A 22,801-nucleotide genomic window follows, 5' to 3' on the forward strand; every position below is an offset into this window, starting at 1 on the left:
ATGTCCAACCACCAAACTTCTGAATTTTGTCCACCAATGCTCAATGGTGTCAGTGCCAGCAAGGTGTACTTACCTAAACTTGAACATACACCTAAAAGCGTACTTGCTTATTTATGTACACAATTTCAGCACATTGAAGCAGCGGAATGGCAGCAACGCTTTCATGATGGCTTGGTCTATGACGCTGTAGGTAATATCCTCCATACAGATTCGGCATATCTTGAAAATCAGCATGTGTTTTATTACCGCTTTTTAGCGCACGAAATTGAAGTGCCATCTCAGCATGAGATTTTATTTGAAAATGATCATTTCTTAATGGTGGATAAGCCGCACTTTTTGACCATCAGTCCCACGGGGCAATATGTTCAACAAACCCTATTAGTGCGGCTGAAAAAACAAACAGGCATTGAGCATTTAACGCCCATCCACCGCCTTGACCGTGAAACCGCTGGCTTGGTGATGTTTTCCAAATGTATTCAGAGTCGAGGGATGTATCAGCAAATGTTTGCAGATCGACAGGTTCAAAAAACCTATCATGCGATTGCACCGTTTAACCGCGAACTCAACTTTCCACGCATAGTAAAACTGCATATGCAAAAAGGTGAACCGTTCTACACCATGCAAGTCCTAGACAAAGCACCAAACAGTGAAACCGAGATCATGCTTTTAGAGCATGATGCAACATGGGCAAAATATGAGCTTAAACCCGAGACAGGGAAGCAACATCAACTCCGTGTACACCTCAACTTCTTAGGTCTTCCGATTAAAAATGATCCGTTCTATCCTAAAGTTGTACATAAAGCCGACGATGATTTTAGTCAGCCTTTACAACTCTTAGCTAAGCATCTTTCATTTAAAGACCCAATAACTCAACAGCTTATGCAGTTTAGCTCCAATTCTGAATTGACATTGTAATCTGCTTGTCATTACAAAATAATTTAAAATTCCATTGTATGAATATTGAAATTACAATGGAATTGATTAAAATAACTTCTACCCTTAAGTCGTTCAAATTATTTAAAAAATCATGAGAAAAACAGAAGTCTATCAAATTCGACTCGATTCCCAAGAAAAGAAACAAGCTTTTGCAGTGTTTAAACAACTGGGAATTACGCCTGCGCAAGCCGTTCGTTTGTTCTTCAAACAAGTGGTTTTAACCAAATCCATCCCTTTCTCAATCGAAAACCAGAACATCAATATTGAACAACTGATTAAACTACGTAAACTCAAGCAAGAACAAAAAGCGGTTGAACACATCACTAGTGCAGACTCAACAGCAACCAATGATTTATTTGCAGATGATGAACATATTGATCTTTTTGAGGAATTAGCTGCAATCTTGGGAGAAAGTGACAAAACTTAACAGTGTTGCATTTCTAAACAAATTTTAGAAATATCCCTTTCAAAACTTAGGTATGCTTCATGTAAATATTATAAATACAGCATGGAGTAATACATGATCGTTAGACGTGCCACTTTAGAAGACTTAGAAAAACTTGCTGTATTATTTGATGAATATCGCCAATTTTATGGTGCATCGTCCAACTTAGCGCTTTCCCAAAAGTTCCTTAAACTTCGCCTTGAAAACGAACAAAGCGTCATCTTCATTCATGTCAAAGACGATGTGATTACAGGTTTTGTGCTGCTGTATTTAGGTTTCTCTTCTGTGGCCTGTGCAACTTATTATATTTTAGATGATGTTTATGTTTCTCCACCGCATCGTCGCCATGGCTCAGCAAAACAATTGATCGATACCGCTATTTTGTTTGCGCGACACGAAAAAGCCATTCGTATTACGCTTGAAACGCAAAAAAATAATTATCAATCCCACAGCTTATATGAAGCCATGGGCTTTGTAGCGGATAATGAGTTTAAGACCTATCATTGCTTTCTATAGCATTCAGCGTCTAAAGACCTTCACTCTCAAGAGCATTGCGTGTCTTGGCTAAAGCCACTTGTTCAGCATTTAAATAGATCCAACGTCCCTCGACTAAATCTGGTATCCCCGTTAAGTCGAGCGCTCCAATTTGCTGACGATGCAAACTCTCAACTTTATTTCCCACTGCCGCAAGCATACGTTTCACTTGATGATACACCCCCTGATGCACAGTCATTTGCAGTTCACATTCAGCTAAGCGTTTTACATCTGTTGCAGCAAAACTCCCTTTTTCATTTCGCAGCTCCACCCCTTGCTCCAGCTGTTGAACTTGTTCATCTGTAACAGGGTCGGCCGTTTTCATCCGATACACTTTTGCTACATGTTTTTTAGGGTGTGTCAGCGCTTGTAAAAACTGACCATCATCAGTGAGTAACAATAAACCTGTGGTGTCTTGATCTAGACGACCTACACACTGAATACCACGATTCAAGAGAAAATCATCAAACAAATCAAAAACACTAAAATGATGTGTCGCCTGATGTGAACATTCATAGCCTTGTGGCTTGTTTAAGGCGATATAAACTTTTTCACGGTATTCAAAGCTCTCGCCATGTACCTTGTAGTGAAGCGCATCCAATTTGAGTTTATGTTTAGGGTCAGTAATGATCTGCCCATCAATTTCAATGGCTGCATTTTTAATCAACTGTTGGCAATGCTTTCGCGAACCAAATCCTTGCGACTGCAACATTTTTTCCAACAGCATCAGCACACCACATTTTTAAATAAAGGCTCATTTTATACTGAAATACAGGAACATCAATCAAAGGACTCGGATCATTCGGCAAAGTGGCTAAAAAAACGTTACAATGCACATGTTTTTTTGACCAGTCTCGCTCCCTATGCCGAACTTAGATTTGAACTTGATCGTCCTCCTGATCCTACTGGCTTGCGGTATTTTCAGTCACAACTCTGCGGTAACCATTGCTGCGGCAGTACTCATTATTTTACGGATGACGCCACTGAGTGAATACTTCCCACTCATCCAACAACATGGATTAAATATAGGGATCATCATTTTAACCATTGCAGTTTTGGTACCTATTGCAAGTGGCAGAATTAGCGGTGAAAGTATTTTTAAATCTTTTTTAAGTGTTAAATCGTTACTTGCTATCGCCATTGGTGTTTTGGTTGCATGGCTAGGTGGCCGTGGTGTGAAACTGATGTCAAACCAACCCGATGTTGTTGCAGGCTTGCTGGTCGGAACCGTTGCAGGAGTTGCTTTACTACGTGGCGTTCCAGTCGGCCCACTCATTGCGGCTGGTTTACTTACCCTAATCATTGGTACAGGACAGCCCTAGCCTAGCGAATACAAAAACAAATCCAAATTCTCAAGCTAGGTTGGATTGATCTGTATTTGCTGCCTTTTAATTTGGTTTCTTTTATAGAATGATCACTTAATGTAGCACTATGAATAAATATTCATCGTGTAGAATCTTCAAGGTTCGTATGAATATTATGCTTGCTTAGTTTACTTATAACTTTTTTGAACAACCAAATTTTCATGTGATAAAGAACGTATAATACTTTTCATTTTCTCCTCTATTTATGTCCTCTCAAGAAAATAGCATCTCTCCAAAAAGCCACTTATCTGTCATTATTTTGGCATTGGCACTCGGTGGTTTTTGTATTGGGACTACTGAGTTCGTTGCGATGGGACTCATCCAAGAGATCTCACAAAGTTTCAAGCTCAGTATTCCTGTCACAGGGCATTTTATTAGTGCTTACGCTTTAGGCGTGACTATTGGCGCACCTGTGATTGCCATTTTGGCCGCAAAGGTTCCGCGTAAAATGCTCTTAATTGGACTCATGCTATTTTATGGTATCGCCAATGCCAGTACAGCACTCGCAAACAGCTATGAGTCCATGTTGGTCTCACGTTTTATTGCAGGTTTCCCTCACGGCGCTTACTTTGGTATTGCCGCTTTGGTGGTTGCAGAATTTGCAGGAAAGCAAAAGCGCGCTTCGGCTGTTGCAATGCTCATGATGGGGCTGAATGTCGCGACCGTGATTGGTGTGCCTTTTGCGACATGGCTGGGCCAGCTGTATGGTTGGCGTGCAGGTTTTGAATTTTCTGCATCTATCGCATTTTTGACCGTGGTCGCAATTTGTTTTGGCTTACCTAAAATGCAGCTGGATCACACAGCCAGCATTCAAAATGAACTACGTGGACTTAAAAATACACAAATGTGGATCACGCTTGCTGTCGGTGCAATTGGATTTGGTGGACTATTCTCTGTATATAGTTATGTATCGCCTATTTTGACTGAATACACGCATGCTAGCATTCAAGTCATTCCGTTTGCGTTGGCGTGTATTGGCCTCGGGTTGGTCATTGGTGGTGTTGTCGCAGGACACTTTGCCGATAAAAACTTAAACAAGGCGATTATTTGGGTCTTAGTTTCCAACGCCTGCTCTTATGTACTTTGTGCTTTATCTATGGATCACCTTGCCACTGCTTTTATTGCACTCTTCTTGGTCAGCTTCAGTATTGCAGGCTTGGGGCCTTTACTACAAACCCGCTTAATGGATGTCGCTGGTAATGCACAAGGCTTAGCCGCTTCGCTGAATCATTCTGCATTTAATATTGCCAATGCTTTTGGTGCATTTCTGGGCGGCTGGTTAATTAGCCAAGGTTTAGGTTGGCTAGCTCCAATCTGGGTCGGGGTTCTACTAAGTTTGGGTGGGCTAATTATTTTGCTAGTGGCTTTTCAGCATGAGAAAAAGTCGATATCCGCATGTAAAAGCGATGCAAATCAGACTTGTTAGACCAATCTAGATCTCTATTCAGATAAAGTAAGGCATGTGTATAAATGTACAATTTTAACGTTGTTCACATGCCTTTTTACACCGATTTATTCAGGTAGTTTCTTCCCACAGTGTGGACAATAGGCATATTGCTCACGCTCTTGCCTTAAAGATTCTTCTTTTTGTTCACGAATGAGCTGTAAAATAATATCGTGTGTTTGCTCTTTGGTCAGCCCAACTTCTTTACGAACTTCTTCAATTTTTTCTGTTTCTAAAACAAAATCAATATCGCTATTTTGGATTAGTTCTCGAAATCTGAGTTCAAGTTTTTCTTTACGCTGCTCAAGTTCATTGGCCAAACCATTCGCCAAAATACCCGCAGGTAATGCGGCCAAACCTACCCCTAAAATGGTAATAATCGCACCAAGAAAACGTCCTAACGGCGTAATAGGTGTCACATCGCCATAACCCACTGTGGTCAGTGTAACCACGGCCCACCACATTGAAGCTGGAATAGAGCTGAAAACTTCAGGTTGTGCCTGACTTTCAATCAAATACACGCCTGCAGCCGCCATAATGATCATAATCATTAAGATGAAAATAACTGCTTGAAATGAGCCTTTTTCGCGCTCGATGACTCGTAATAAAATTTGTAGAGAAACAAAGTAGCGGGTTAACTTGAGAAGTCGGAGCAGACGAACAATTCTTAAGAATCGTAAGTCGAACTGAACAAAAAAGTTTAAATACGCAGGTAGAATAGCCAAGAGGTCGATAATCGCCCCACCACTTTTGACCCAATTTAGGCGGTTTTTCCAATCCGACTCAAAACTATTAGATTCAGCAATCGACCAAAAACGTAAAAGATATTCGACGCTAAAAACGATAATAGAAAAGATTTCAAAATAATAGAAAAAGTCTTGATATAACACATAATACTTTTGCACCGACTCCAGCAAGACCGCAGCAGCATTACTCATAATCAGTGCAATGAGAAAATAGTTCAACCCTCGACTTAAAGGTGTCTCATAATCCTCATTATGCAAATTGTTATAAACAAATTTGCGTAGCGTGTACCAAGCTGTCAATTTCATTACGATTCTAAGTTATTCTTATCCCTTAAAATTCAGTTTAACTGAAGTTCTGGGCAATGTAAGTAAGAAATTTCTGCACGAAACGCCCTACTTTTAATCTGTTATTCAATATATAACAGCGCTAGACGAACTTGGTCATAGCCCATACGCGGATTTGTCAGTTCCACAATTGGACGAAGCTTAATCGCACCATCTTCGCTAAAGTGTTCTGTTTGCTGACGCTTCATTAAGCGTTTATAAATTTTCCGCACTTGCTCAACCACTTCTTCCCCAGGATGTGCCACGGAAATATCCAAGCCTTGCTCTTTATGCAACTTTGCCAAATGATTGATAATAGTTGCAGCCGTCAAACCGCGCTCTTGTGCGATATCGGCAATTTCATAACCACCTTCAAACAGTTCACGTGTTTCATCAAGTGTTGCAGAGGCATAGTTGGCTTTACCTGCATTCCGGGCAATTTTCTTTTCATTACGCTCAATCTCAACTTCATTGAGCGTTCCGCCACAATGACGAATAAAGGCCTTGTGTTGTGCTTCCAAATCAATGGCCTCGAAATGTGTTTCGGCTTCATCGGAGAGTTCTTGGAAGCGGCGGTCTGCCTTAATGGCAAGACTATCTAACTCCAAAGCTTGTTCATTAAAACCCAGTAGCCTTAAACCATCCAAAGTCTTTAACCGCGACAAAGCCACATAACCCTGCCCTTTTTCAAAGGTATGACTAAGGTTAATTTCCGCTGCTGCTAAAGTCATTCCTTGTGACTTATGAATGGTGATGGCCCATGCCAAACGCAATGGAATTTGCTGAAAACTGGCAATGGTTTTACCTGCATCATTGTCCACTGACCACGTTTCAGGCTCGACCACCAGTACAGTACCATCAGTCAGTTTGACCTTCGGCAATATCCCAAAGTCATCATCTTCTTCAAAGCCCACCACTTCGCCTAAGCTACCGTTGATATAGCCCACATCAAAGTTGTTCTTTACAAACATCACTTTGGCATTTTTCTTGAGGGTTAGGTTTTCAGGTGCACGCACAGAAGACTTTAACGTTTCAATAAGCTTGTCATTGCCATCACACACCGCCTCAAACTGTCGACCTTCATTTTCAATTTCATTCAAATGTTTGAAGTTGATGGTATCCACATCCATATTGTGCGTATATAAACGTGTAAAAATTTCTCCAATATCTTGCTGACGTGTGGCTTGTAAAGCCTGCAAGTGCTGAGAGTTAATACTCTGACTGCGGATGGCATTTAAAATATCATTAAGGTAATCATTGCCCTGACGGTGCTGCTCAGTCAAATAACACACACGAAACTTGGCTTCTACCCAAGCATCAGACATAAAACAGAATTTATCGCGATTGCGTTCTTCATTTTTACCAACTGGCGGTAACTGGAAGAAGTCACCCGCAACAATCACTTGAATTCCGCCGAATGGCTCTTCACTTTCCTTAAAGAACTTAAGGACTTTATTGACCAAATTGAGTTGCTTGGCATGTAGCATCGAAATTTCATCGATGATTAAGACTTGGGCATTTTCTAAATGCTCTTTTAAGTATTTACGTTCTTTCATGCGTTTGAGTTCATCTTCCCCCAACGCATCTTTAATTCCAATGCCGGCCCAAGTATGAATGGTCATGCCATTCATATGCGTCGCGGCAATACCTGTAGAAGCAGTAATCGCCACAGGCACTTTACGAGCTTTTAAATAGTTAATGTATTGGTTCAGCGTATAGGTTTTTCCTGCACCAGCGGAACCGGTTAAAAAGACATTTTCGCCCGCTTTTAAGAGTTTGAGTGCAGTTTCTTGCTTCATAAGACCTATACCATTGATGAACGGCTATAGCCTACCGAGTTTTTGCAAAAAAGTTAAGCAGATCTCGTCACACAGTAAATGATGTGCGACAAATTAGGTCCATTGTTGTTTAATTTTTAAGAGCTTGGTTACTCGGTTTGATTCAGCATGGCAATAAATTGTTCAGCGACCACAACATCATCAGGTAACGCTTTTTGGTTGTTTGGATATTCAAGCTGATCAAATAACAGTTGCCCTGCAATATAATGACAACCAAGCGTCAAGTGCCGCTGTGCATCGGTATGACCCATATGAAATGCAGCATATTCGCGCACAATAATTCGCTCAGCAAAACTGGCTGCTAAACAATGTTGAAAGCGACGTGACTCAGCAATGATGCGATCAATATCTTTGAGCTCCTCAAGCACCCAACTCTCAATAAAATAATAAGCCTCATGACTGATCGGTTGCCATGACACACAACCAAGCTTTCGTTTCAGCTCCGCAAGTAGCTCTTGGCTATGCAATTGATCATGCCACTGCACAGCCTGATGAAATAGGCTCTTCCATGTGACATTTTTTAAAATTTCCTTTTGCGTCTCAAAATGTTCAGGCAAATAATCGCGCACATAAGCATCAAACACCGAAATTCGTAAAGGGAGACGATTTAAATAAAACAACTGTCTAAAGCTTTCAATATGCAGTTTATGTTGCTTTAACTGAAGATAAAAATCATGGTGTTGTTGCTTATCTTCGCTAAAATAAACCACTAAGTCTTTAGGGAGTTTCTGCGCAATTTTATCTAGATGCTGAATATAGGCCTGCATTACGCGACTCAATTTTGTGTAGACCCGTTTCCCCCATTCGGGCTGATGTTCGACCACACGGCGCAGCAGTTCGAGCCATTCATCTAAATACAAAATAGACGGGCTAATCGCTATCCGCTGATCATCCATATCTTGGCGTCTATTTTTTAAGACCACATGCTGGTTGGCCTCAAGCTCAAACCAATGCTGTTGTAAGGCATGTTCATAGCAACTTTGTATAAATAAACGCGCCGCAACATGTTGGAAGTACTTTAAGGTAGTCACAATAATTTCGGGATGATAAGGCTGCGTATCGAGATAACTCAAAGCCGTTATAGCAACGCGTATACTACTGTGCTGGATATTTTGACTAACCCAGTCTGTCACCACTGCTTTTTGTTTGAATAGCCAATTTACGGTACGGCTTTCATCAAAAATCGGGAGTTTTGCGACCTTCTTTTGCCATGTCTTAGTTTCAGCTTTTAAAAAATGTCGCTTTGCCAACAAATCACGCGATGTCCAAAGATCCCGATGCATAAGCCGCACAAAGCCAAGCATATGGGGCTGCTCTTTAGCATGCGGATATAACAAATGAATATCATGCACATGATCAATCAATTCTTGTAAAGAAAACCGTTCGGGAAATGCCGTTTGTACAATGCGATAAACATGCGGTTCTAAGAATTGACTGGCACTGCAACACAGCTCGTCATAACTATTCATCAAAGACTGTAGCGGTAAAATATCTTCCGCCTGATCTGCATTTAAGCTGCATAAGCGCTGCAACTCGGCCAGCAAACCTCGCTCAGAGGTTGGATCCGCTGTATTTAATTCAACTTGCTGGCACAGCTGTTGAAAGAGTTCTGATTGCGTTTGCCGTATTTCAGTCAAAATTGTTTGCACGCGACTCGGGCCATCGAACAAAACAAACAGCTGTTGAAGAATCAGCTGCCGCAACTGTTTAACTTTATTGCGCAAATACAAAGAATGTTGTGGGGATTGATCACCCACTAAAAACACAATGTCGTGTAAACAAAACTCTTCGAGCGCTTCTGCATAATGTCCTTGATAAATAAACTGTGGAACACACAGCTCCGCCTGTTCCGTCGGTGTATAAAACTGAATATGAAAACAATGATTTAAAATTTGAATCCGTTGTTGTTTTACATCGACACTTAAAACGTTTTGCACATTGAGTGTGGAAAGAAAAGCGGCCTGCTCGTGATAAAGCTGCTGAATACTCGGAACAACTTGTCTGAACTGTATAGCAAGACTTTGATATTGCTTAAGCTTATCATTTTTCTCCACGGCTTTTCCTCTTTGAATTTGGCTATTTTCACCACAACTTCAAAACCAATATAAACAAATCCTGAACCACAGACTATGCCTTTTATCGATAGCCATTTTGTTCGTTGAAGCCATTTCTCCTCATTCCCTTACTCATGGTAGGTATTTGGTAGGTACACAAGTTTTTTGAATCATTCAATACTCTAAAAACGGTAATGAGCACCGATAACAACATAAATAATGGTAGAAGGAATCGCACCATGGCTTTTAAAAATATTGCAGATCAAACGAACGGTTTTTATATCCCTTGTGTTTCACTTTTTGGCCCAGGCTGCGCCAAAGAAATTGGTGGCAAAGCACAAAACCTCGGTGCAAAGAAAGCACTGATTGTAACCGATGCAGGTTTATTTAAATTTGGCGTAGCCGACACCATTGCAGGATATCTCAAAGATGCAGGTGTTGATAGCCACATCTTCCCAGGTGCAGAACCGAACCCAACTGACATCAATGTCCACAACGGCGTGACTGCGTATAACGAACAAGGTTGTGACTTTATTGTGTCATTAGGTGGTGGTTCTTCGCATGACTGCGCTAAAGGTATTGGACTCGTGACTGCAGGTGGTGGTCATATTCGTGACTACGAAGGAATTGATAAAAGTACGGTTCCAATGACCCCTCTTATTGCCATCAACACCACGGCAGGTACAGCATCAGAAATGACACGCTTCTGTATTATTACCAATACAGATACCCATGTAAAAATGGCAATTGTGGACTGGCGCTGCACTCCACTGATTGCAATTGATGACCCTAAACTGATGATTGCAAAACCTGCAAGTTTAACGGCAGCAACGGGTATGGATGCATTAACCCATGCAGTAGAAGCCTATGTTTCAACAGCAGCAAACCCAATCACTGATGCCTGTGCTGAAAAAGCCATTTCGATGATTAGCGAATGGTTAAGTCCTGCAGTTGCGAACGGTGAAAACTTAGAAGCGCGTGATGCCATGAGTTATGCACAATATTTAGCAGGTATGGCATTTAACAATGCATCTCTAGGTTATGTCCATGCGATGGCACACCAACTCGGTGGCTTCTATAACCTACCTCACGGCGTATGTAATGCAGTCCTACTTCCACACGTCTGTGAGTTCAACTTAATTGCCTGCCCTGACCGTTATGCACGTATTGCAGAACTGATGGGAGTTAACATCACAGGTTTAACTGTGACAGAAGCTGGATATGCTGCAATTGACGCGATTCGTGAACTATCTGCATCGATTGGTATTCCATCGAGCTTGTCTGAACTGGGTGTGAAAGAGCAAGATTTGGGTGTTATGTCTGAAAATGCACAAAAAGATGCCTGCATGCTGACGAATCCACGTAAAGCAAACCATGCTCAAGTGGTCGACATCTTCAAAGCTGCACTCAAATCTGGTGCTTCAGTGGTCGATTTTAAAGCAGCGGTCTAAGTTCTCTCCTTAACTTTTTTGTTTGCTTTGACAATTTAAGTGGAATGAAACAGACGTCCATACTGTTTCATTCAGGTAAGCCTAATCCTTGCTTACCTGTGCACTTAAATTGTCTTTTTTTATTTGTGGTTGACAAAGTTTTGCACTTCATCAAGGATAAGAAAACTCATGACAATAACAACCAGAGCAAATTATGTCAGCAAATCAAACTCATCCTGCGTATCAACCTGATGTCCTCGGCGAAGGCTATGAACAATTAAAACTCAATTTTCCAGACGATTATGAAGGTGCCATCTGCGCAACTCTCGTACGTAAAAAAGCCCCGCAAAATACCCAAAAAGCTGTGCTGTATATCCATGGTTTTATTGACTACTTTTTCCAAACCGAAATGGCTGAACAATTTAATCAGCATGATTATGATTTTTATGCGCTCGATTTAAGAAAATATGGTCGTTCTCACTTGAGCCATCAAAAATACTACAACGTCCGTGATCTAAGTGAATACGATGCTGAAATTACCCAAGCCTTAGAGATCATTGGCAATGAAGGCCATACTGCGGTGCTACTTGCAGGGCACTCCACAGGAGGCTTAATCACGACTTTATACGCTGCGCACAATCCTAAGCATCCGCTAATCAAAGCACTTTGGGCCAATAGCCCTTTTTATGATTTTAATATGCATCCGATTAAGCGCAAACTTGGCGTGCCGCAACTCAGTCGACTCGCAAAGCGTTTTCCTGACCTCAAGTTTCCAAGTGAACTGAATAAATGGTATGTACCAAGCCTACATCAAAACGAGCATGGTGAATGGAACTTTGATTTGGAGTGGAAACAACCAAGCTACTCTATGGTTCGGATCAGCTTTGTACGTGCAATTCATGAAGCACAGAAAGAAATTCATCGCAGTGGTTTAAAGCTCTCTGTTCCTGCACTCATTATGCATTCACATCAAACGCTTAACCCGAAGAAATGGGGCGAAGCCGCGCAAACCAGTGATGTGATTTTAGATGTTAAAGACATTGAAAAGCAGGCCAAAAATTTACAAGGTGACATCAGTGTAGTGACCATTCACAATGGCTTACACGACTTAGTTCTCTCCGCACCTGAAGTTCGTGCCGAAGTTTATGCTGAGCTGTTCCAATGGCTCGAGCAAAAAATAGTGTAAATATACCTTTCCAACACAATTAAGAATTCTTAAATTTTATATTTCTCAAGTAGCTGATGCGCAGGATGTCCATTCGGTGTCAGCTCAATGAGTCGCTCAACGGCATCTATCGCTTCTGGGTAACGTGCAACATGTTTAAACAACATATCAGTTTCATTGGCTTTAAAAATCGCACTGCTTAAACGTGACTCCAAACAGTCGCGCCATGCACATAGAAATGGACTTTCCGTTTTAGGCAGTAAAACACCTGAACACAGCTTTAACGCGGTCTCGATATACGCAGCATCTAAGGCCTGCTCGGCTTGTAAAAAATCGGCCTCAATATGCGCCAAAATCCGATAAGGACGAGATCCCAACATGCCACCAAGCAAGTCACGCAGTTGTGACATTTCGGCTTTGAGTGTTCCTACACTCACCTTACGCTCACCATATAAAGCCTGATGCAAGGTATCTAAAGTCATGCCCTGCGGGCACAGCGCCAAGATGGTCAAAATTTCAATTTGTCGCGGTGTGAGTATCATCACTTTGCCATTGAAATGTACTTGTGGCACACCAAAAGCACGGATATATAATTGTTGGCGCTGATATTCTAAGAGTGCCGTTTGGATGATAGATGCACAGCGCTCTGCTGCGAGTAGACCAAGGCTATTATGATTTTTCCATGTGGTGGATAAATCAATCACCCCTAGGACGTGTTTTGAGTAAGGGTCGATAATCGGCGCAGCATAACAGACCCAATCATGGATGGAGCTCATGTAGTGTTCATTTGAAAAGACACAACTGGACTGTTGCGTTTTTAAGGACAAGGCCAATGCATTGGTTCCCACCAATTCCTCTCGCCACTGCCCACCTTCAACAAAATGTACACTTTCTGCCGCATTACGCATTTGTCTACTGGACGCACTCCAAATAATGGTACTACCAATATCGCCTACAGCCACCACCATAGATGACTGTTGTGCAATATGTCTCAGTTCATCTGCACAATAACTCAAAGCATGTTGTAGCGCTGAACCTTGTGACATAGAACCTTCCGAAATGGGCGCAGCAAAGCGATCTTTTGGAATTTCTGCGGAGTTAGAGCGCTGCCATGAACTTGCAATACTTTTTCCCAGTTGTTCAGCTTGTACCGTCGAAATACTACTACTGGTTCTAAGCTTTTCTATTTCTTGTCTTTTCTGTATTAAATGTTGCATTGCCATCATTCCTTATTCTCAAAACAATTCCTGATATACGTCCACTGTATTACTTGGTTGTAAACATTTGTCAAAGCCGTGTAAACCTCCTTCCTTCCAACCTTTTTCCAACCTTATATTAGTTATGCTACTTAAATATTGTACAGATGTACCTTATACCAAAGCTGTAGATGCTTTTAAAAAATCAATAAGCAAAGGAACTTCAATATGCGCTATGTAGACCCTAACCAATCTGGTTCTAAAGTAGAATTTAAAGCACAGTATGACAACTTTATTGGTGGCGAGTGGGTTGCTCCAGTAAAAGGTGAATACTTTGAAAATATCTCTCCTGTCGACGGTAAAGTTTTTACAAAAGTCCCTCGCTCATCTGTAGAAGACATCGAGCTTGCACTGGATGCTGCGCATAAAGCCAAAGAACAATGGAACAAATCCTCTCCAACTACACGTTCAAATTTACTCCTTAAAATTGCAGATCGTCTAGAACAAAATCTAGAAAAATTGGCTGTGGCTGAAACATGGGATAACGGTAAACCGATTCGTGAAACACTTGCAGCGGACATTCCTTTAGCCATTGACCATTTCCGCTATTTCGCAGGCTGTATCCGTGCGCAAGAAGGCGGTATTTCTGAAATTGATGAAGATACCATTGCCTATCACTTCCACGAACCATTGGGCGTGGTAGGACAAATCATTCCATGGAACTTCCCAATTTTGATGGCGACATGGAAAATTGCTCCTGCACTTGCTGCAGGTAACTGTATTGTTTTAAAACCTGCAGAACAGACGCCTACGAGTATTTTGGTTTTAATTGAACTCATTCAAGACTTACTACCACCCGGTATTTTAAACATCGTCAACGGTTATGGTGTTGAAGTGGGTCGTCCACTCGCAACCAATCCACGTATTGCTAAAATTGCATTCACTGGCTCTACTGCTGTGGGTCAAATGATCATGCAATATGCCACTGAAAACGTGATTCCTGTGACTTTGGAATTAGGTGGTAAATCTCCAAACATCTTCTTTGAAGACATTATGGATCAAGACGATGAGTTCTTAGACAAAGCCCTTGAAGGTTTTGCCATGTTTGCGCTTAACCAAGGTGAAATCTGTACGTGTCCATCACGCGCTTTAGTTCAAGAAAGTATTGCGGATAAATTCCTTGAAATGGCAGTTGAACGTGTGAAACGCATTAAAACGGGTCACCCACTCGATACAGAAACGATGATTGGTGCGCAAGCTTCACTTGAACAGCAAGAGAAAATCTTGGGTTGTATCGCAACAGGTCGCGGTGAAGGTGCACAAGTACTGACAGGTGGTAGTGAGCGTAATGAAGTAGGTTCTGGTTTCTATATTGAACCAACCATCTTCAAAGGCACCAATGACATGAAAATTTTCCAAGAAGAAATTTTTGGGCCTGTGCTTTCAGTGGCAACATTCAAAGACTTTGACGATGCAATTAAAATTGCCAACGACACTATTTATGGTTTAGGCGCTGGTGTATGGTCACGTTCAGCACATACGTCTTACCGTGCAGGTCGTGCAATTCAAGCGGGTCGAGTTTGGACCAACTGTTACCACATCTACCCTGCACATGCCGCTTTCGGTGGTTATAAAAAGTCAGGGATTGGTCGTGAAAACCATAAAATGATGCTTGATCATTACCAACAAACTAAAAACCTACTTGTGAGCTATGCAACTAAGCCTATGGGCTTCTTCTAAGCTCTTAGCTTATTCGTATTCTGTTTTCTATGTGTTTAGGGTGATTCGTTACCCTGAACACTCTCACCATCAACCATCAACCATCAACCATCAACCATCAACCATCAACCATCAACCATCAACCATCAACCATCAAAACAATAATTCAAAACTGTGTCATATAAACATTAGACAGGACGTCTAGTCGCTTGGTACTGAAATTGCATAAATATTGCATCCATCAAGCCATCTATAAAAACTCAAGATATGGAGCTTCACATGACCGATTCTCCCATTAACAGCTCAACGACTCCACTCTCTACTTCAACTGTAAGCACATCTGACGACTATTTTGAAAAAAGGCAACTGAAACAAGGTGCTGTAGGCTGGCTATTATTAGTTGGTTTAGGCGTGGCTTATGTCATTTCAGGCGACTTTGCTGGCTGGAACTTCGGTCTTGCTCAAGGTGGCTGGGGCGGTATGTTTATCGCAACGGTTGTCGTAGCCATCATGTACTTATGCATGTGCCTGTCGATGTCTGAAATGGCCACCATGCTGCCCACTGCGGGAGGCGGCTATAGCTTTGCGCGTACCGCATTTGGTCCATTTGGCGGCTATCTCACAGGCACGGCGATTTTAATTGAATATGCCATCGCCCCTGCGGCTATCGCATGCTTTATTGGTGCCTACTGCGAGTCCTTATTTGGTGTCGGTGGATGGATCATTTATCTCATCTGCTATCTGGTTTTTATGGGTATTCATCTCAAAGGTGCAGGTGAAGCCCTCAAGATCATGTTTGTAATTACCGCCATTGCAGCCGTAGCTCTTTTTGTCTTTATCATCGCAATGGCACCACATTTTAACAGCGCCAACTTATTTAACATTACACCGACTGAAAATATCGGTGCAAGTAGCTTCCTACCGATGGGTTATATCGGAATTTGGGCGGCGGTGCCCTATGCCATTTGGTTCTTTTTAGCGGTGGAAGGTGTTCCACTGGCAGCAGAGGAAGCCAAAGATCCATCTAAGTCCTTACCACGTGGTTTGATTGGTTCGATGCTGATTTTGGCCGCTTTTGCCCTACTTATTCTGTTCTTAGGTGCTGGTGCCGCTGGCGCAGAACAACTTAAAGAATCAGGCGCACCCTTAGTTGATGCACTGGTAGCAGTCTATGGTCAAAACAGCTGGTTAGGCAGTTTTGTCAATTTTGTCGGTCTAGCAGGTTTAATTGCGAGTTTCTTCTCCATCATTTATGCCTATTCACGTCAAATTTTCGCCTTATCACGTGCGGGTTATTTACCAACTTCATTATCACTGACCAATAAAAACAAAGCGCCCTATTTAGCGATTATTATTCCCGGCATCATTGGTTTTTTATTGTCGCTGACAGGTGAAGGTGATCTGCTCATCCTGATGGCGGTATTTGGTGCGACCATTTCTTATGTCTTGATGATGCTTTCTCACATTAAACTGCGCATCAGCCGTCCAGAGTTGCATCGTCCCTATAAAACTCCAGGTGGGATTCTCACCTCATCGATTGCTTTGGTTTTAGCCAGTATTGCGGTGATTGCTGGTTTTGTGGTGGATCCTAAAGTTTGGTTTATGGCTGCCGCTATTTATGCGGTCTTTATTGCCTACTTTATTTTCCATAGTCGCCATCGACTCGTTCAAGGTACACCTGAAGAAGAGTTTGAAAGTATTCGTAAGGCAGAACAAGACTTATAGAAGGACCTATGACATGGCTTATAAAACGTTGATTGGACATCAGCACTATGTGTTTAATGATTTAAAAACTTTAATGGCAAAAGCAACCCCGCTGCGCTCAGGTGATCAACTTGCAGGTGTTGCAGCGGAAAATGCCACTGAACGTGTTGCCGCACAAATGGCATTGGCCGATGTTCCATTGAAGCAGTTTTTAACTGAAGTGTTGATCAGCTATGAACAGGATGAAATAACCCGCCTGATTATCGATGAGCACCGTAGTGATTTATTTGCGCCGATTTCACATTTTACCGTAGGAGACTTTCGTAACTGGCTACTCAGTGAAGATGCGACTACGCAGAAATTACAACAACTTGCGCTCGGTTTAACCCCTGAAATGGTGGCTGCGGTGAGTAAGATTATGCGCAATCAAGACCTCATCTTGGTTGCAAGTAAATGTGAAGTCATCACCCAATTTCGCAACACCATCGGATTGAAAGGTCATCTCTCGACCCGTTTACAACCGAATCATCCGACCGATGATCTCTTGGGAATATCGGCCAGTATTTTGGATGGCTTGATGTATGGCAATGGTGATGCCGTCATTGGGATTAACCCTGCAACCGATAACCTACAAAATTTATCGGAGCTACTCAAACTACTCGATCATGTGATCCAAGAGCATCATATTCCAACCCAGTCCTGTGTGCTGACGCATATCAGTTCGGGGATTCAACTGGCAGAGAAAAATGTGCCGATTGATTTAATGTTTCAGTCGATTGCAGGCACTCAGCGCGCCAATGAAGGTTTCGGCATTAATCTCGAATTACTGCGTGAAGGCTATGAAGCAACACTGGCTCTCAAGCGTGGGACTGTGGGACAAAATGTGATGTATTTTGAAACAGGTCAAGGCAGTGCTTTATCTAGTAATGCACATCACGGTGTAGATCAACAAACCTTAGAAGTCCGTGCCTATGCTGTGGCTCGTAAATTTAACCCACTACTGGTAAATACTGTGGTTGGGTTTATTGGCCCAGAGTATTTATACAATGGTAAACAAATTATCCGTGCAGGCTTGGAAGACCACTTTTGTGGCAAGCTCCTAGGCTTACCTATGGGCTGCGACATTTGCTATACCAACCATGCCGATGCCGACCAAAACGACATGGATGTACTACTCACCCTATTCGGTGCAGCAGGTCTGAACTTTATTATGGGCATTCCAGGTTCGGATGACGTCATGCTGAACTATCAAACCACGTCATTTCATGATGCGCTGTATTTAAGGCAACTTCTGGGCTTAAAAGCCGCACCTGAGTTTGATCTGTGGTTGGCGGAACAAGGCATCTTTAAACAACAGCAGCAGCACATTCTCTGGCCGGAACATATCCCGCCACAATTTGAAAAACTTTTGCATATATAAGGAGCAACTTATGTCACTTGTTCCTCTAGAAAATTATCAAACTGAACAGCATCAGGATGTTTGGGAAAACTTAAAGAAATTTACCGATGCTCGTATCGCCATTGGACGTGCAGGCTGTAGCATCCCGACCCATGAACTGCTGAAATTTCAACTGGCACATGCGGAAGCGCAGGATGCGGTTCATCAAGCTTTAGATGTCGAACACTTAGTTGCAAGTTTTAATACACTAGGTTTGGATAGTCTGACGGTACACAGTCAAGCTGAAAACAAACAAGAATACTTAAAACGTCCTGACCTAGGTCGCCTGCTAAGTCCAGCTTCACAACATGGCTTAGAGGTTTTTAAAGCCAGTAACCCGCAAAACTATGATGTCTGCATTGTGATTGGTGATGGACTATCTGCACGGGCGATTGAAGAAAATGCAGTGCCTTTTATTCAGCATTTGATCTCACATCTGCAAGCGGAACACTGGACTGTTGCCCCAATCGTAATTGCAACGGGTAGCCGAGTCGCTTTGGGTGATCCAGTTGCAGAGTGCCTACAAGCCACTATGCTCGTGATGCTGATTGGCGAAAGGCCTGGCCTAAGCTCACCTGATAGTATGGGCATTTACTATACATGGAAAGCAGCCTCAGGCACTTTGGATGCTAAACGGAACTGTATTTCAAATGTTCGACCTGCGGGCTTAAGCATTCCTGTTGCAGTACAACGACTAATGTCTCTGATGCGTGGCTCTAAGAAACTCGGCTACTCAGGTGTCGACTTAAAAGATGAACATGAAATGGTCAGTCTAGACACGGAACATACTCCTAAACGATTATTTTAATTTGGAGCAGATCAGCCGTGATTTCACGGCTGATCTTAAATAGCGTGTTCTTTAGCTAGCGTTGTTCAGCGCTTGTTCTACAAAATGTAGACGATCTTGCCCCCAATACATTTCATCACCCACAAAGAATGTCGGTGCACCGAAAATACCACGTTGAATGGCCTGTTCTGTTTCAGTAATCAGTTTTTGTTTCACCACATCCGACTGAACCATACTCATAATATCTTCTACAGAAAAGCCACTCGGTTTTAACACTTCTGCCAAGACAGTAGGTTCATTCAGATTTTGTGGTGTACCAAACATCGCATCGAATAAAAGTTTTAAAACTTGCTCAAACTTTTCTAGGTGCAACAATTGAACGCCTGTCAAAATGCGCATTAGGGTTAAAGTGTTCATCGGGAAATGCGGATTCATTTGCATTGGAATATGGTAATACTCCGCCCAGCGCTGCATATCTAAGATTGAATAAACCCCTTTGACAGGAATCTCAATCGGACTACGATTGCCTGTTGCTTTAAACACCCCACCCAATAAAATAGGCTTATACACAATCTGAATCTCTTGCTGCTCTGCTATTTGCAGTAAACGATAGTAGGCCAAATAGCTATATGGGCTACCCAAATCAAAATAGAATTCTACGCTTTTCATGCTTTGTCCTTTTACCACGTTTCCATCCAAGGTCTTAAATCTAACTCATGCGTCCATGCATCGCGCGGTTGCTGCGACAAATGCCAATAATTTTCTGCAATATGCACGGGATTTAATATGCCATCGTGTTCTTTGCGCGCGTACATCTCAGGAAAAGTGTCTTTAATAAAATCGGTATCAATTGCCCCATCCACCACCACGTGTGCCACATGAATATTTTTCGGACCGAGCTCACGTGCCATACTTTGGGCTAAGGCACGCAGTGCATGTTTCGCCCCAGCAAAAGCGGCAAAGTTTGCTGCACCTCTTATGCCTGCGGTTGCACCCGTGAAAATAATGCTGCCGTGTTCACGCATGACCATACGCTTTGCCACTTCACGCCCTGTCAAAAATGCACCGAAACATGCCATCTCCCAAATTTTAAAATACTTATGTGCAGTTTCTTCTAAAATACTACATGGCACATTCGCTCCAATGTTAAACACTAAAACATCGATTTCACTAATATTGGCTTCAATTTCTTCCACCAAAGCGATGACTTGCTCTTCTTTACGTGCATCAGAAGCAAAGCCATATGCAAGGCCACCTTCAGCTTCTATCTCTGCAATTAAGGGCTGGAGTTTTTCGGCATTTCTTCGCGTCATGCAGGCGATGTATCCACCACGTGCAAAACGTTTCGCGATTTCGCCCCCTGTAGCATCTCCTGCGCCAATCACTAATGCTACCTTCTTTTTAGCATCAGTCTTTTGCAACTGCTGTTCTGGCTGTAATCCATCCATAAATACACTCCCTTTATAAAATAACGATCGTTATCATAACGATCACTATGTTATAGTTTTCAGCATCAGTCAATTTTATTTTGATGAAACTCCTATGCGCTATAAAACAGGCTATAAAGAAGAAAAACGTCAAGAGCTGCTTAAAATCAGTGCTCAACTGGCCAAGAAGCAAGGCTTTACCAATACTGGCGTCGACGGTTTTATGAAAGCGGCTCAAATGACCAGCGGTGCTTTTTATTCGCATTTTTCATCAAAACATGAATTGTTTGAAGCACTGATCGAGTCCGAGTTACAACACAGCTTTCAAGCATGGCAAGCCAATCCGCATGACAATATCGAAGAGTGGATTGACTTCGAAATTGAACGTTATTTAGCGCTGTCTCATGTGCAACGCCCAGATCAAGGCTGTGTTATTCCCTCTCTTGCAGCCGAGGTAGCACGTAGTAGTGAAACAACAAAACTGTGTTTTCAACAGGAAATGCTTCGTGGTCACGCACTCTTTACACAACATCTAGGCAGTGAAACACAAGCTTGGGCGGTACTGTGTCAACTGGTCGGTGCAATCGTCATGGCACGCAGCATGGCGGATGAACATCTACAACGAGAAATTTTAAGCTCAAGCAAATGGATGATTAAAAATATGCTACAGCTCAAGTAAAATCTTGGATTGAATTTATAGTTTTTTTCTACATATTTTCTGATTTTTTGCCTTCAACTTCTGCGCATTTCCCTGTACATTTTTACACTCTTTTAACCCCCTGTGAACGAGCCTGCTATGACGACACTACCCGATACCATTTACGCGATTCAGCATCTTGCTTTTGAAGATTTGGGCGCATGGGAAGATGTGTTATATCAATTGGGTTATCGAGTACGATATTTTGAAGCAGGCAAAGATGACTTAGCTAAAGCGCTGAACTACACAGGGCTAACCGTCATTTTAGGTGGGCCAGTTGGGGTATATGAAACTGAAGACTACCCTTTCTTACAACAAGAAATAGACTTACTTAAAGTTCGCTTAGAAAAGAATTTACCGACTTTAGGCATTTGCTTAGGTGCACAGTTGATTGCACATGCACTCGGTGCAAAAGTATATGCAGGTCATATCAAAGAAATTGGCTGGAGTCAGTTACAGCTCAATACCGTTGAACATAACCCATTACAAGCACTGGTAGGAACTGAAGTACTACATTGGCATGGCGACACCTTTGAGCTCCCTGCTCAAGCTGAACTGTTGGCCAGCTCAGAAGTTTATCCCAACCAAGCTTTTCGTGTAGGAGAAAATATTCTTGGATTACAGTTCCATCCTGAAGTCGCAGCGGATGGTTTAGAAAAATGGCTAATCGGGCATACTGCTGAACTTCGTCAAGCGAACATCAATATTCCAGCATTGCGTGCAGACAATCAACGCTTTGCAGCTCAATTAGAGCATGTCTCTGGACAAGTTTTGGCAGCGTATTTAAAAGCACTGGTTTAATAATTCAGCCTTACTCCGTTCGGCGGGTCTATTGCTCTAAATTTTAAGTTTACAGCAGACATAAAAAAGCACCTCTATGAAGGTGCTTTTTTGGAGGTATCGCTTATTTCGCAGCAGCTTTAGGCTGTGGAACTGATGCTTCAGTGGTGATATTCACAGTGATTTTATCACCCACGTTAGGCACGTATGCGCCTACACCAAAAGCAGAACGGTCAAATGAAGTGGTTGCGTTAAAACCAATTGACTGTGCTTTGGTCATTGGGTGCTCACCTTGTTTATTTAACACCGCATCTAAAACGACAGGCTTTGTCACATTTTTAATGGTTAAATCACCTGTGATTTTGTACTTATTCGCGCCAACAGCTTGTACTTTTGTACTTTTAAATGTGATCTTTGGATATTTTGCTGCATCAAAGAAATCAGCCGCTTGTAAGTGTTCATCTAAAGCTTTTACGTTGGTGTTTAAGCTAGATAAAGGAATCGTTACATTCACCGATGAATTTGCAGGTTTTGCATTGTCAACATTAATCACACCCTGAATGTCGCTGAAGTTTGCAGATGGAGTTGAAAAACCAAAGTGGCTCCATGTGAAAACTGTTGCTGTATGTGTAGGGTCAATTTGATATGCCACAGGTTTTGCCATAGCAAACGTAGTCGCAGTTGCAACAGCCAAACCGATTGTTAAAGCTTTAAAGTTCATGTTTTTATCTCACATTGGAATACTGCTTAGTCTATAGAGTTCTACAACGAAT

General features: G+C 42.2%; 21 protein-coding genes. 13 read left to right on the plus strand and 8 right to left on the minus strand.

Going from position 1 to position 22,801, the window contains the following annotated elements:
• The 3 genes from F946_RS16530 (at position 1) to F946_RS16540 (ending at position 1,897) form a co-directional block, all read left to right on the plus strand.
• Positions 1-915, plus strand: a complete 915-nt coding sequence (locus tag F946_RS16530; RefSeq protein WP_035327326.1) for a pseudouridine synthase — start codon at positions 1-3, stop codon at positions 913-915.
• A gap of 112 nt (positions 916-1,027) precedes the next feature.
• Positions 1,028-1,363: a type II toxin-antitoxin system RelB/DinJ family antitoxin gene (locus tag F946_RS16535; protein WP_004984882.1), complete on the plus strand. Its 336-nt coding sequence runs from the start codon at positions 1,028-1,030 to the stop codon at positions 1,361-1,363.
• Positions 1,364-1,456: 93 nt separating this feature from the next.
• Complete coding sequence (locus F946_RS16540; protein WP_004696801.1) at positions 1,457-1,897, plus strand: GNAT family N-acetyltransferase; 441 nt, start codon at positions 1,457-1,459, stop codon at positions 1,895-1,897.
• Positions 1,898-1,907: 10 nt separating this feature from the next.
• Here the strand turns inward: F946_RS16540 and F946_RS16545 are convergent, their stop codons facing one another.
• Positions 1,908-2,642 carry a pseudouridine synthase gene (locus F946_RS16545; RefSeq protein WP_004984885.1) on the minus strand — a complete coding sequence of 245 codons (735 nt, stop codon included), beginning with the start codon at positions 2,640-2,642 and terminating at the stop codon, positions 1,908-1,910.
• A gap of 136 nt (positions 2,643-2,778) precedes the next feature.
• On the opposite strand from F946_RS16545, the gene F946_RS16550 reads away from it, so the two are divergent.
• Together F946_RS16550 and F946_RS16555 are read left to right on the plus strand one after the other, a co-directional pair.
• Positions 2,779-3,237, plus strand: a complete 459-nt coding sequence (locus tag F946_RS16550; protein WP_004696797.1) for a DUF441 domain-containing protein — start codon at positions 2,779-2,781, stop codon at positions 3,235-3,237.
• 247 nt (positions 3,238-3,484) lie between these two features.
• Positions 3,485-4,705 carry an MFS transporter gene (locus F946_RS16555; protein WP_004984886.1) on the plus strand — a complete coding sequence of 407 codons (1,221 nt, stop codon included), beginning with the start codon at positions 3,485-3,487 and terminating at the stop codon, positions 4,703-4,705.
• Positions 4,706-4,791: 86 nt separating this feature from the next.
• Here the strand turns inward: F946_RS16555 and F946_RS16560 are convergent, their stop codons facing one another.
• The 3 genes from F946_RS16560 to F946_RS16570 form a co-directional block, all read right to left on the minus strand.
• Positions 4,792-5,775, minus strand: coding sequence for an ion transporter (locus tag F946_RS16560; protein WP_004984887.1), 984 nt, complete (start codon positions 5,773-5,775; stop codon positions 4,792-4,794).
• 101 nt (positions 5,776-5,876) lie between these two features.
• Entirely contained in the window at positions 5,877-7,592 is a 1,716-nt protein-coding gene (locus F946_RS16565) for an AAA family ATPase (RefSeq protein ID WP_004984888.1), read from the minus strand.
• 128 nt (positions 7,593-7,720) lie between these two features.
• On the minus strand, positions 7,721-9,685 hold the full coding sequence (locus tag F946_RS16570) for a hypothetical protein (RefSeq protein ID WP_004984891.1): 1,965 nt from the start codon (positions 9,683-9,685) through the stop codon (positions 7,721-7,723).
• Between the two features lie 239 nt (positions 9,686-9,924).
• On the opposite strand from F946_RS16570, the gene mdh reads away from it, so the two are divergent.
• Together mdh and F946_RS16580 are read left to right on the plus strand one after the other, a co-directional pair.
• Complete coding sequence (mdh, locus tag F946_RS16575) at positions 9,925-11,136, plus strand: iron-dependent methanol dehydrogenase (RefSeq protein WP_004984892.1); 1,212 nt, start codon at positions 9,925-9,927, stop codon at positions 11,134-11,136.
• Positions 11,137-11,329: 193 nt separating this feature from the next.
• The gene (locus F946_RS16580; protein ID WP_004984894.1) at positions 11,330-12,301 is read left to right on the plus strand and encodes an alpha/beta hydrolase; all 972 of its coding nucleotides are present in this window, start codon (positions 11,330-11,332) and stop codon (positions 12,299-12,301) included.
• A 29-nt stretch (positions 12,302-12,330) separates the two neighbouring features.
• Here the strand turns inward: F946_RS16580 and F946_RS16585 are convergent, their stop codons facing one another.
• Positions 12,331-13,506: a helix-turn-helix domain-containing protein gene (locus tag F946_RS16585; protein WP_035327329.1), complete on the minus strand. Its 1,176-nt coding sequence runs from the start codon at positions 13,504-13,506 to the stop codon at positions 12,331-12,333.
• Between the two features lie 198 nt (positions 13,507-13,704).
• On the opposite strand from F946_RS16585, the gene exaC reads away from it, so the two are divergent.
• The 4 genes from exaC (at position 13,705) to eutC (ending at position 19,145) form a co-directional block, all read left to right on the plus strand.
• The gene (gene exaC, locus F946_RS16590; protein WP_004984901.1) at positions 13,705-15,216 is read left to right on the plus strand and encodes an acetaldehyde dehydrogenase ExaC; all 1,512 of its coding nucleotides are present in this window, start codon (positions 13,705-13,707) and stop codon (positions 15,214-15,216) included.
• 258 nt (positions 15,217-15,474) lie between these two features.
• Positions 15,475-16,920 (plus strand): ethanolamine permease, encoded by a 1,446-nt coding sequence (eat, locus tag F946_RS16595; RefSeq protein ID WP_004984902.1) that lies wholly within the window; start codon positions 15,475-15,477, stop codon positions 16,918-16,920.
• A 13-nt stretch (positions 16,921-16,933) separates the two neighbouring features.
• Positions 16,934-18,319, plus strand: a complete 1,386-nt coding sequence (locus F946_RS16600) for an ethanolamine ammonia-lyase subunit EutB (protein WP_004984904.1) — start codon at positions 16,934-16,936, stop codon at positions 18,317-18,319.
• Between the two features lie 10 nt (positions 18,320-18,329).
• Positions 18,330-19,145 carry an ethanolamine ammonia-lyase subunit EutC gene (gene eutC, locus F946_RS16605; RefSeq protein ID WP_004984906.1) on the plus strand — a complete coding sequence of 272 codons (816 nt, stop codon included), beginning with the start codon at positions 18,330-18,332 and terminating at the stop codon, positions 19,143-19,145.
• 51 nt (positions 19,146-19,196) lie between these two features.
• On the opposite strand, the gene F946_RS16610 is transcribed toward eutC, so the two are convergent.
• Positions 19,197-19,793 (minus strand): 2-hydroxychromene-2-carboxylate isomerase, encoded by a 597-nt coding sequence (locus F946_RS16610; RefSeq protein ID WP_004984908.1) that lies wholly within the window; start codon positions 19,791-19,793, stop codon positions 19,197-19,199.
• A gap of 11 nt (positions 19,794-19,804) precedes the next feature.
• On the minus strand, positions 19,805-20,572 hold the full coding sequence (locus F946_RS16615; RefSeq protein ID WP_004984909.1) for an SDR family oxidoreductase: 768 nt from the start codon (positions 20,570-20,572) through the stop codon (positions 19,805-19,807).
• A 94-nt stretch (positions 20,573-20,666) separates the two neighbouring features.
• Between F946_RS16615 and F946_RS16620 the strand changes: the two genes are divergently transcribed.
• Together F946_RS16620 and F946_RS16625 are read left to right on the plus strand one after the other, a co-directional pair.
• Positions 20,667-21,230, plus strand: a complete 564-nt coding sequence (locus F946_RS16620; protein WP_004984911.1) for a TetR/AcrR family transcriptional regulator — start codon at positions 20,667-20,669, stop codon at positions 21,228-21,230.
• A gap of 117 nt (positions 21,231-21,347) precedes the next feature.
• Positions 21,348-22,049: a glutamine amidotransferase gene (locus F946_RS16625; protein ID WP_004984914.1), complete on the plus strand. Its 702-nt coding sequence runs from the start codon at positions 21,348-21,350 to the stop codon at positions 22,047-22,049.
• 103 nt (positions 22,050-22,152) lie between these two features.
• Here F946_RS16625 and F946_RS16630 read toward each other — a convergent pair whose 3' ends face one another.
• A complete protein-coding gene (locus F946_RS16630) occupies positions 22,153-22,749 on the minus strand; it encodes a YceI family protein (RefSeq protein WP_004984916.1) in 597 nt (198 codons plus the stop codon).
• Positions 22,750-22,801: the final 52 nt, after the last annotated feature.

Source organism: Acinetobacter johnsonii ANC 3681, assembly GCF_000368805.1.
In the GTDB taxonomy this organism is placed as follows: Bacteria; Pseudomonadota; Gammaproteobacteria; order Pseudomonadales; family Moraxellaceae; genus Acinetobacter; species Acinetobacter johnsonii.